Below are 10,484 nucleotides of genomic sequence, written 5' to 3' on the forward strand. Positions count from 1 at the left end.
CAGGAGTGCGTCCCCACAAGTGGAATGTGGAATTCCTGAGGGTCGTGTCCGTACGGCCGAACGAGTTGTTCCGTGAAGTACCTGGTCAGAGACGCAGGACGGCCGAGCCCTTGTCGATAAAGGGCTCGGCCGGGAAATCGGTGTACGACACACCTCGGTACGAGGAGATCTCACACAGATGGTGGATCACCGGTGGGCCGAATGATCCATACGCCGTGGATCAAGCATTCGGTCAAGCGGCGCTGACCGTCAGGCGAGCGCGACGAGATCCGCGTAGTCGGCACCCCACAGGTCCTCGACGCCGTCCGGCAGCAGGATGATGCGCTCCGGCTGGAGCGCCTCCACGGCGCCCTCGTCGTGGGTGACGAGAACGACGGCGCCCTTGTAGGTGCGCAGTGCGCCGAGGATCTCCTCGCGGCTGGCGGGGTCCAGGTTGTTCGTCGGCTCATCCAGGAGGAGGACGTTCGCGGACGACACCACCAGGGTGGCGAGCGCGAGGCGGGTCTTCTCGCCGCCGGAGAGAACACCGGCGGGCTTGTCGACGTCGTCTCCGGAGAACAGGAACGAGCCGAGGGTCTTGCGGACCTCGACCAGGTCCAGGTCGGGGGCGGCGGAGCGCATGTTCTCCAGGACCGTGCGCTCCGGGTCGAGGGTCTCGTGCTCCTGCGCGTAGTAGCCGAGCTTGAGGCCGTGGCCCTCGATGACCTCGCCGGTGTCCGGCTTCTCGGCACCGCCGAGGAGCTTCAGGAGGGTCGTCTTGCCGGCGCCGTTCAGGCCGAGGATGACGACGCGCGAACCCTTGTCGATGGCCAGGTCGACGTCGGTGAAGATCTCCAGGGAGCCGTACGACTTCGACAGGCCCTCCGCCATGAGCGGGGTCTTGCCGCAGGGCGAGGGCTCCGGGAAGCGCAGCTTGGCGACCTTGTCGGAGACGCGCACCGCGTCCAGCCCGGCGAGGAGCCGGTCGGCGCGCTTGGCCATGTTCTGCGCGGCGACCGTCTTGGTGGCCTTGGCGCGCATCTTGTCGGCCTGCGAGTGCAGGGCGGCGGCCTTCTTCTCGGCGTTCTGCCGCTCGCGCTTGCGGCGCTTCTCGTCGGCCTCGCGCTGCTGCTGGTAGAGCTTCCAGCCCATGTTGTAGTAATCGATCTGGGAACGGTTGGCGTCCAGATAGAACACCTTGTTGACGACGGTCTCGACGAGGTCGGTGTCGTGGGAGATCACGATGAAGCCGCCGCGGTACGTCTTCAGGTAGTCGCGCAGCCAGACGATCGAGTCGGCGTCGAGGTGGTTCGTGGGCTCGTCGAGCAGGAGCGTGTCCGCGTCGGAGAACAGGATGCGGGCCAGCTCGATACGGCGGCGCTGACCGCCCGAGAGCGTATGCAGCGGCTGGCCGAGCACGCGGTCCGGGAGGTTCAGCGCGGCGGCGATGGTGGCGGCCTCGGCCTCGGCGGAGTACCCGCCCTTGGTGAGGAACTCCGTCTCCTGGCGCTCGTACTGGCGCATGGCCTTGTCGCGGGTGGCGCCGCTGCCGTTGGCGATGCGCTGTTCGTTCTCGCGCATCTTGCGGATCAGGGTGTCCAGGCCGCGCGCGGAGAGGATGCGGTCGCTGGCGAGCACGTCCAGGTCGCCGGTGCGGGGGTCCTGGGGGAGGTAGCCGACCTCGCCGGAGCGGGTGACGGTGCCGCCCGCGGGCTGGCCCTCGCCGGCCAGGACCTTGGTCAGGGTGGTCTTGCCGGCGCCGTTGCGCCCGACCAGACCGATGCGGTCGCCCTTGGCGACACGGAAGGTGGCGGACTCGATGAGGACGCGGGCACCGGCGCGCAGCTCGATACCGGAGGCGGAGATCACGGTCAGACTCCAGAGCGGGGTCGTAGGCGGAAGGGGCGGCTGAGGACGTTCCCGCCGTCTAATGCGCGAGGAGAATGGCCATGGGCCAAGTCTAACGGGGCCGTGCAAGCGCTTTTCCTGTGCGCGGCGGGTCATCGCCCTGGGGCGGACGGTCCGGGGTGATCCGGTACAGGTCGTCCACAGCCATGAGCTGCGCGGTCCGGGGCGGTGCCGGGAGATGAGCACCCCTACGCGCGTGACGTACGGCACGCGCGTGCGTGCGGGCCCGATGGGCGGGGCCGGCGTCGTCCCCCGTTCGGCCCCTCGTCCGGCGCCCCGCCGGGAAGGGCGGGCGAGGATGACGCCATGCAGTTCGACGACGACGCGAATCTGGACACCTCCGAGGTGCAGGACGTGCGCGGCAGCCGGATTCCCGGTGGCCGGGCGACCGTGGGCGGTGGCCTCGCGGGGCTGATCGCGCTGCTGCTCGGGCTCTTCTTCGGTGTCGGTCCGGACAACCTGGGGTTGTCGTCGGGCAGCGACTCACCGGCGGCGACCGCGTCCTCGCTGGCCCAGGTGCAGTCGACCTGCCGGACCGGGCAGGACGCGAACGCCAAGGAGGACTGCCGCATCGTGGCGGTGGTCAACAGCGTGCAGGACTTCTGGACGCAGGAGTTCCGGCGGCGCAGCGGTACGTACACGCGGTCGCCGACGGTCTTCTTCAGCGGGCAGGTCGCCACCGCGTGCGGGACGGCGACCTCGGCGGTGGGGCCGTTCTACTGCCCCGGCGACCGGAAGGTCTATCTGGACCTGGGGTTCTTCGACGAGCTGCGGACCAAGTTCGGCTCCAGTGGCGGGCCGTTCGCGCAGGCGTATGTCGTGGCGCACGAGTACGGGCACCACGTACAGGACCTGATGGGCACGCTCGGCAGGTCGCAGGACGGGCGGACCGGCGCGAACAGCAACGCGGTGAAGGTGGAGCTGCAGGCGGACTGCTACGCCGGGGTCTGGGCGCATCACGCGACCACCACGAAGGACGAGTCGACCGGACGGCCGTTGATCACCAGCCTCACGGACGCCGACATCCGGGACGGACTGGACGCGGCGGCGGCCGTGGGCGACGACCGGATCCAGGAGCGGTTCCAGGGCCGGGTGACGCCGGAGAGCTGGACCCACGGGTCGGCGGCGCAGCGGCAGCAGTGGTTCTACACGGGCTACCGGACCGGGGACATGGCGCAGTGCAACACCTTCCGCTGACGGCCTCGGGGGGCGTTCTCGCGGGGCGTTGTCAGTGGCGGGTGCAAGACTCGTCGAAAGCCATCGAAGCAGCGGAAACGCTGAGGAACCCGACAACAACCGAGAACAGCTGAGAACACCAGGCGCACAAGGAAGTGATCGGCATGGCAGGCGAGAACAGCGGGCGTTCCGGCATCCACCCGTCCATCTACCCGTCCCTGCTGTACGCGGACGCGAAGGCGGCGATCCGGCAGCTCACGGAGGCCTTCGGCTTCACCGAACTCGCGGTGTACGAGGGCGAGAACGGCTCGGTGATGCACGCGGAGCTGGTGCAGGGCAACGGCGCGGTGATGCTCGGCTCCAAGGGCCGCGGCGGCCGTTTCGACGAGGCGATGAAGAGCGCGGGTCCCGCCGGGGTGTACATCGTCGTGGACGACGTCGACGCCCATCACCGGCGGGCCGTGGAGCACGGCGCGGAGATCCTGATGCCCCCGACGGACCAGGAGTACGGCTCGCGGGACTACATGGCCCGGGACGCCGAGGGCAACATCTGGAGCTTCGGTACGTACGCTCCGGAGCTGCCGGAGAGACCGAAGACAGGGGCCTGACCCCGCCTAGCTTCCCCCCGTGTGCACCTGGAAGGCCGCCCGGCGTACGGCCTTGGCGAGGGCCGGGTCCGGGTGGGCGGCGGCGAGCGCGACCAGGACCTGCACAGTGCGCGGGTGCCCTACGGCGCGGACCTCGTCGAGGAGCATCGGGACGGTCGGCTGGATGGCGGACTCCAGGTGCCGCACCAGCAGCGGGGCCTCCCCGTGGTCGGCGACGGCGGCGGCGCTGTCGACCCACAACCAGGTGGCCTCCTCGCGGGTGAGGACCTCGTGGGCGTCCTCCGGGTCGATCCCGTCGTGCTCGGCGAGCCACAGCAGGGCGTACGGCCGCAGTGTCGCCTCGTCGGCGACGGCGCGGACGTCGGGCTCGGCCGGGGCGCCGACGACGCGCAGCGCCTCGAAGGCGAGGCCGCGGAGCAGGGCGTCCTCGCCGCGGGCGGCGTCGATCAGCTGGCCGACGGCAGTGCCCACGGTGCGGGCGGCGAGCCAGGCGCGGTACTCGGCGCGGGCGGCGTTCGGGCGCAGCTGGGAGCAGCCGCGGAGCATGTCCTCGGCGGACTGCTCGATGTTCCCGGCGGGGCTCTGCGCGGCCACGCAGATCTGCTCCAGCTTGACCCAGACCGCCCAGCTGCCGAGCGGGGTGAGGGTGGCCTGGGCGTCGCCGTAGGTGAGGGCGCCGACGGAGGCGAGGGCGTGCAGGGCCCAGTCGAGAAGGGGGTCGAGGGGAGTGTCGATGGAGGCGTCGGCGGCCGGGGGCTGCCGGACGGGTTCGGGCTGGGGGCCGTAGGGGATCTCGCAGCGCTCGGTGCGCAGTTCGGTGACCCGTTGGCCGAGGAGGTCGAGGAGCTGTTCGACGGGGACGGGGCCGGCGGACAGCTGGAGGAAGGAGAGCACCTGAGGCATGGCCGAGACGACCTCGGCGACGGCTGAGGGCTCGTGCTCCCGGGGTTCCGGGTGGGCGAGCGACCAGGCGTCGAAGAGGGCGACCCAGCCGCGCAGTACGGCGCTGTCGTCGCGGTCCCAGGCACGCAGCCGCCAGCCGGGGCGGGCCTCGTCGCCGTGCACCTCGACGAGGCCGGCGAGGCGGGCGGTGTCCCAGTCGGCGCGGACCTGAGCCGGGGTCAGGCCCAGATCATCGGCCGCGAGTTCGGCGGTCGAGTCGGAGAGGGTGCCCTTGCCGTCGGGGCTCGCGCTGTCACGGCCGGGGCGTAGTGCGGCGTCGGCCCAGTGGGCGACGCGGGCGGCTCCGGCCAGGCCGGAGCGAGCCATTCTGGCCAGTTCCGCGGGGGCCGGTGTGCCCTCCGGAGGGCGGGGTGCGGGGCGGCGCGAGCGCCGCTGGTTCATCGCTCGGGGGGCGGCGGCCAGGGGTCGCGGGCGGACGAGTCGAAGCCTGGAGTCGCGCGGGATACGGGACGTCACGGGTGCAGTCTTCCGGTTGACGGTCCGAAAACCCAAACGGAATGTCACGGCGGGCGACGGGGAGGGCCAAGGCACGGGGTCCCGCGGGCAGCTGGGGACCGGGATCAAGCCAGTGGTACAGGGCTAAACGGAAGGTCGGCGGGGTGTGGCGAGGGTGGGAGTCCGGGGTGGTGAAGGGGGGCGTCCGGTACGGGCCGGTGGATCACGTCAGCGGGCTGCGGATCACGTCAGCAGTGCGCGGATCACATCAGCGGTGTCAGGAAGCGGCGCAGGATCTCCTCGTATCCGGCCGGGTCGGCGTTCCACATCGCGCTGTGCGGGGCGTGGGCGACCGGCTGGAGGGTGATCAGGTCGGGGCGCTGCGCGGCGAAGCGGCGGGAGAGGGTCCAGGGGGCCACCGTGTCGTCCGGGCCGTGGAAGATCAGGGTCGGGACCCTGAGCCGGGCCGGATCGGCGGCCTCGGCGATGCGGTCGCCGTGCAGACCGGTGCGGCCCTGGGCGGCGCGGACCGCCAGCGGCAGCAGCGCGCCCGGGGTGTGCCGGGCGGTGGCGAGGGCGCGCAGCGTCGTCTCCCAGTCGAGCACCGGCGAGTCCAGCACGAGGCCGGAGACCCGGTCGCGCATCGCGGAGTGGGCGGCGGCGCGCAGCGCCATGGTGGCGCCGGTGGACCAGCCGTACAGGACGACGTGCTCGGCGCCGTAGCGCACGGCGTAGCGGATCGCCGCGTCCAGGTCGCGCCACTCGGTCTCGCCGAGGTGGCCCAGGCCGTCGGGGTTGCGGGGTGCGCCCAGGTCGCCGCGGTAGGCGAGAGCGAGCACCGGGAAGCTGTTGCGGTGCAGGAACTCCATGACGTTGAGGCAGAGTTCGCGGGTCGCGGCCAGCCCGTGCACCGCGATCACCCAGGTGCTCCGCGCCCCGGGTACGAACCACGCGGGCAGGGAGCCGAGTTCGCCGGGGATGTCGATGTCGGCGTGGTCCAGGCCGAGGGCGGCGCTCGGGTTGCCGACGTGGACGTTCGGGGTGAGCCACACCTTGTCGCCGGGGCGCAGAGTGCCGTGGGTGACACGTTCCAGGCGGCGTACGACGGCGTCGGCGGAGGGCGACGCCGAGTCGACGACAGGGCCGACGACCGCATGGGAGCCGTCGCCGGCGAGGCCATAGGTGCCGGGGCGCAGCGAGGCCAGGTCCCGGGTGAGCGCGATCTGCCCGGCGGCGGTGGAGTGCACCGTGAGCCGGGGTTCGGTCGGCAGGGGACGCCCGGGCGGCGCCTTCAACGCGGCGTCACTGGCGAACCGGCCGACGGCGACGCCGGCCGCACCGGCCACGAGGGCCGCGGAGACGGCCGCGGCCGTCGCTTTGACTGTGCGCACGGGTCCAGTGTCCCGGGGGAGACGGCTACCGGCCAGCCGGAGGGGGCGGGGGTGTTGAGCGGGGGGTGTGTCGGGGCGGGGTGTTTCGGTGGCGGTGGGAGGGGCGGTGTCGGTGGGGCGGGTGCTACTGGGGGGCCGGGCGGAGGTGTGCGGAGGCCGGGATGTCTAGGTGGGCGGCAGGGACAGAACGGGTGAGCGCGGGGGCCGCTCGGAGTGCCGGGCGCAGGTATCCGCGGGCCGAGATGTCCCGGTGATCCTCGCCACGTGCTCTCCCCTCCCCCTCACTTCCACCGACCTCCCCCTCACCCCGCCGCGCGCCCCCGCTGCCCATACCCCCGCAACCGCTCCCCCGCCTCCGCCACCTGTTCCCCCGTCAGCAGCGTCGGCGACAGCCCCGGCACCGATGACGCCGTCAGCCACAGCCGGCACATCCACTCCAGCTGGGCCGTGCGGTCGAAGGCCTGGTCCAGGGAGTCGCCGTAGGCGATCGTGCCGTGGTTCTGGAGGAGGCAGGCGGAGCGGTCCGCCAGTGCCTGGAGCATGTTCTCGGCCAACTCCTCCGTGCCGTATGTCGCATACGGGGCAACCCGGACCGGGCCCCCGAGCGCGCCGGACATGTAGTGGACCGAGGGGAGTTCGGGGACGAGGGTCGAGACGGCCGTCGCGTGGACGGCGTGGGTGTGGACGACGGCGTGGGCGTCAGTGCTGCGGTAGACGGCGAGATGCATGGGGAGTTCGCTCGTCGGGAGCAGGGTGCCGAGGACCTGCCGGCCGTCGAGGTCGACGCCGACCGTGTCGGCGGGTGCGAGGCGGTCGTAGGGGACGCCCGACGGTGTGACCAGGACCGTGTCGCCGACGCGCACCGAGACGTTTCCGGAGGTGCCGACGACGAGGCCGTCGGAGACCGTCCGGCGGGCGGTCGTGACGAGCGCGCCCCAGGCGTGCGCCTCCTCGGCGCGCACACTCCTCCTCCGCGCCTCCCCCACAACTCCCGCGCTCTCCCGGGCGCCCCGCCCGTCCCACTGGTCCCGCCGTTGCTCAGCCATGCCGCGATCCTGTCAGCCGGTGCCCCAACGCACGTTCGGGCGAAGGCACTTTAGGCCGGAAGCCTCGCATCCGAAAGATGACATATGGGCGTTAATCGCCCACTCCGGCCGCTTGGCCGGAGACCGACCGGCGTTGACGGATCTTCCAATAACCTCTGGGAGATTTGTCGTGCACGCCGCCATTCCCGGGGGAAACATGGCCCGTGATCGCAAACCGTCCCTGACCCGCGTCCGCACCCGCACCCGCACCGGCATCCGCCTCCGCCCCCACCCCCGCGCCCGCCTCGCCGCGGCCGCCGTCGCCGCGCTCACCGTCGGCGCGACCACCCTCGCGCTCGCCGAGATCCCGGCCGCCGCCGCAGGCATCGCCGCGAGCGCGACGAAGGGCCACGACGTCTCCTCGCACCAGAAGAACGTCAACTGGCCGAGCGCGAAGGCGAAGGGCGCCACGTTCGTCTACGTCAAGGCGACCGAGTCGACGACCTACCGCAACCCGTACTTCAGCCAGCAGTACGACGGCGCCCGCAAGGCCGGCATCATCCGCGGCGCGTACCACTTCGCCCTGCCGGACAGGTCGTCGGGCGCGAGCCAGGCCGCGTACTTCGTGGCGCACGGCGGCGACTGGAAGGCGGACGGCTGGACGCTGCCGCCCGCGCTGGACATCGAATACAACCCGTACGACAAGAAGCACGGCTGCTACGGCCTGAGCAAGGCCAAGATGGTCAGCTGGATCAAGGCCTTCAGCGCCGAGGTGAACCGGGAGACCGGCCGCCGTCCGGTGATCTACACGACCACCCTGTGGTGGAAGACCTGCACGGGCGACAACAGCTCCCTGGCCTCGACACACGCGCTGTGGATCGCCCGCCACGCGTCGGCGGACGCGGGCTCGCTGCCCGCCGGATGGTCGTACTGGACCTTCTGGCAGTACGACAACAGCGGGAGCCTGCCGGGTGACCAGAATCTCTTCAACGGGACGGTGAGCCAGCTGCGGAAGTTCGCCCGCGGATACTAGGCAATCCGGACACCACCGATACCCCCTCAGTTCATCTTCCGTTCACCCAGATTGCCTACGGTCAACGCGCCGATGACTTCGAACGATTGCCTGGGTAAATGGAAAGCTTCTCGCTGATCCTCGCGATTGTGGTGATCACCGCACTCGCGTTCGATTTCACGAACGGTTTCCACGACACGGCCAACGCGATGGCCACCACCATCTCGACCGGTGCGCTCAAGCCCAAGGTCGCGGTGGCCATGTCGGCCACCCTCAACCTGGTGGGCGCTTTTCTGTCCGTGGAGGTCGCCAACACGATCTCCAAGGGGCTCGTCGATGAGAGCGGCATCCGTCCCGAGGTCATTTTCGCCGCCCTCGTCGGCGCGATCCTCTGGAACCTGGTGACCTGGCTCGTCGGCCTGCCGTCCAGTTCCTCGCACGCCCTGATGGGCGGTCTGATCGGCGCCACCATCGCCTCGGCCGGCACCGGCGCGGTCCACGGCGACGTCCTGGTCACCAAGGTCCTGCTCCCGGCGGTCGCCGCCCCGGTCGTCGCGGGCATCGCGGCGATGCTCGCCACCCGCTTCTCCTACGCCCTGAGCCGCAACGCGGGCGGCAAGGCCGCCGACAAGGGCTTCCGCGTCGGCCAGATCGCCTCCGCCGGACTGGTCTCGCTGGCCCACGGCACGAACGACGCGCAGAAGACGATGGGCATCATCACCCTCGCCCTGATCGCCGGCGGCTCCATCGCCCCCGACTCGGACCCGCCCACCTGGGTCATCCTCTCCGCGGGCCTCGCCATCGCGATGGGCACCTACATCGGCGGCTGGCGCATCATCCGCACGATGGGCAAGGGCCTGACCGACCTCCAGCCGCAGCAGGGCTTCGCCGCCCAGACCAGCGCGGCCGCGGTCATCCTGGCCTCGTCGCACATCGGCTTCTCGCTCTCCACCACGCACGCCGTCTCCGGCTCGGTGATGGGCGCGGGCCTCGGCCGCAAGGGCGGTGTCGTCCGCTGGTCGACCGCCACCCGGATGTTCGTCGCCTGGGGTCTGACGCTGCCGGCCGCCGCGCTGGTCGGCGCGCTCGCCGAGTCCGTGACCGACCTCGGCGACTGGGGCACCGCGCTGGTGGCCGTCTTCCTGGTCGCCTCCAGCACCGGCATCTGGCTGCTCTCCCGCCGCCAGGTCGTCGACGCCTCGAACGTCAACGAGGTCGACGAACCGGCCGGCGTGGTGACCACCGCGATCGCCGCCGTGACCCCGCCGCCCCCGTCGGTAGCCCTCTCTGAGGGTCTGACGGCGACGATCCCCTCGCCGCCCGTGAACCCGGCCCCCATCGTGCAGTCCGACCCGGCGACACCGCCGGCCGCCGCCGTCTGAGCCCCGCGCCCCGGACACGAAGGAACGAATCAGCATGCACATCGACTGGGCAGCCCTCGGCTCCGTCTTCGGCGTCAGCCTCGTCGCCACCGTCTCCCTGGTGGCCGTCTTCACCCTCGGCATCGTCGGCCTCTCCCGCCGCGAACGCGCCACCGCCCAGGGCGACTCCGCGCCTCTCGCCCTGACCGGCGCGTACGCCTGCTTCGCGGCCTGCGCGGCGGCGGTGGCGTACGGGATCTATCTGATCGTGGCCTGACCGGCCGCCAGTTGAACGGAACGTGGGGTGCGGGACGGATCGCCGTCCCGCACCCCACGTCCGCGTGACCCCTCCGCCCCCTCGCGTGTGGGCATCAGCACACTCCGTCCCCGCAGGTCAACAGCAAGTTGACGGCCCTTCCAACAGCATGGTGGACTGCCGGAGCCATATACGGCGGCAGGAGAGGAAGCCGGTGCGAATCCGGCGCGGTCCCGCCACTGTCACCGGGGTAGACACCCCCGGGAGCCAGGAACTCTCACCGCCGGTCTCGTCGAACCAGGGCGTGGACACCCTGAGTGAGGACATATCGCCATGCTCGGCTGCCGTTCGAGGTCCCGTACCCACGCAG

General features: G+C 71.4%; 9 protein-coding genes and 1 riboswitch. Of the genes, 5 read left to right on the forward strand and 4 right to left on the reverse strand.

The window, feature by feature from the left end:
• Positions 1 to 249: 249 nt before the first annotated feature.
• A complete protein-coding gene (locus OG496_RS16175; protein ID WP_266767336.1) occupies positions 250 to 1,848 on the reverse strand; it encodes an ABC-F family ATP-binding cassette domain-containing protein in 1,599 nt (532 codons plus the stop codon).
• Between the two features lie 345 nt (positions 1,849 to 2,193).
• Between OG496_RS16175 and OG496_RS16180 the strand changes: the two genes are divergently transcribed.
• Together OG496_RS16180 and OG496_RS16185 are read left to right on the forward strand one after the other, a co-directional pair.
• On the forward strand, positions 2,194 to 3,084 hold the full coding sequence (locus tag OG496_RS16180) for a neutral zinc metallopeptidase (RefSeq protein ID WP_405971339.1): 891 nt from the start codon (positions 2,194 to 2,196) through the stop codon (positions 3,082 to 3,084).
• Positions 3,085 to 3,227: 143 nt separating this feature from the next.
• Positions 3,228 to 3,671, forward strand: a complete 444-nt coding sequence (locus OG496_RS16185; RefSeq protein ID WP_399396668.1) for a VOC family protein — start codon at positions 3,228 to 3,230, stop codon at positions 3,669 to 3,671.
• A 6-nt stretch (positions 3,672 to 3,677) separates the two neighbouring features.
• Here the strand turns inward: OG496_RS16185 and OG496_RS16190 are convergent, their stop codons facing one another.
• The 3 genes from OG496_RS16190 to OG496_RS16200 all read right to left on the reverse strand — a co-directional run bounded on the left by OG496_RS16190 (position 3,678) and on the right by OG496_RS16200 (position 7,506).
• Entirely contained in the window at positions 3,678 to 5,090 is a 1,413-nt protein-coding gene (locus OG496_RS16190; RefSeq protein WP_405971340.1) for a hypothetical protein, read from the reverse strand.
• A 242-nt stretch (positions 5,091 to 5,332) separates the two neighbouring features.
• Positions 5,333 to 6,460 carry an alpha/beta hydrolase family protein gene (locus tag OG496_RS16195; protein ID WP_405971341.1) on the reverse strand — a complete coding sequence of 376 codons (1,128 nt, stop codon included), beginning with the start codon at positions 6,458 to 6,460 and terminating at the stop codon, positions 5,333 to 5,335.
• 302 nt (positions 6,461 to 6,762) lie between these two features.
• Complete coding sequence (locus OG496_RS16200; protein WP_405971342.1) at positions 6,763 to 7,506, reverse strand: class II aldolase/adducin family protein; 744 nt, start codon at positions 7,504 to 7,506, stop codon at positions 6,763 to 6,765.
• 196 nt (positions 7,507 to 7,702) lie between these two features.
• Between OG496_RS16200 and OG496_RS16205 the strand changes: the two genes are divergently transcribed.
• The 3 genes from OG496_RS16205 (at position 7,703) to OG496_RS16215 (ending at position 10,135) form a co-directional block, all read left to right on the forward strand.
• On the forward strand, positions 7,703 to 8,518 hold the full coding sequence (locus OG496_RS16205) for a lysozyme (protein ID WP_405971343.1): 816 nt from the start codon (positions 7,703 to 7,705) through the stop codon (positions 8,516 to 8,518).
• Positions 8,519 to 8,616: 98 nt separating this feature from the next.
• Positions 8,617 to 9,879, forward strand: coding sequence for an inorganic phosphate transporter (locus OG496_RS16210; RefSeq protein ID WP_366494336.1), 1,263 nt, complete (start codon positions 8,617 to 8,619; stop codon positions 9,877 to 9,879).
• 34 nt (positions 9,880 to 9,913) lie between these two features.
• Positions 9,914 to 10,135 (forward strand): hypothetical protein, encoded by a 222-nt coding sequence (locus tag OG496_RS16215; RefSeq protein ID WP_033287090.1) that lies wholly within the window; start codon positions 9,914 to 9,916, stop codon positions 10,133 to 10,135.
• A 134-nt stretch (positions 10,136 to 10,269) separates the two neighbouring features.
• Positions 10,270 to 10,412: riboswitch (cobalamin riboswitch) on the forward strand.
• Positions 10,413 to 10,484: the final 72 nt, after the last annotated feature.

The sequence above is a fragment of the Streptomyces sp. NBC_00988 genome (genome assembly GCF_045162645.1).
In the GTDB taxonomy this organism is placed as follows: domain Bacteria; phylum Actinomycetota; class Actinomycetes; order Streptomycetales; family Streptomycetaceae; genus Streptomyces.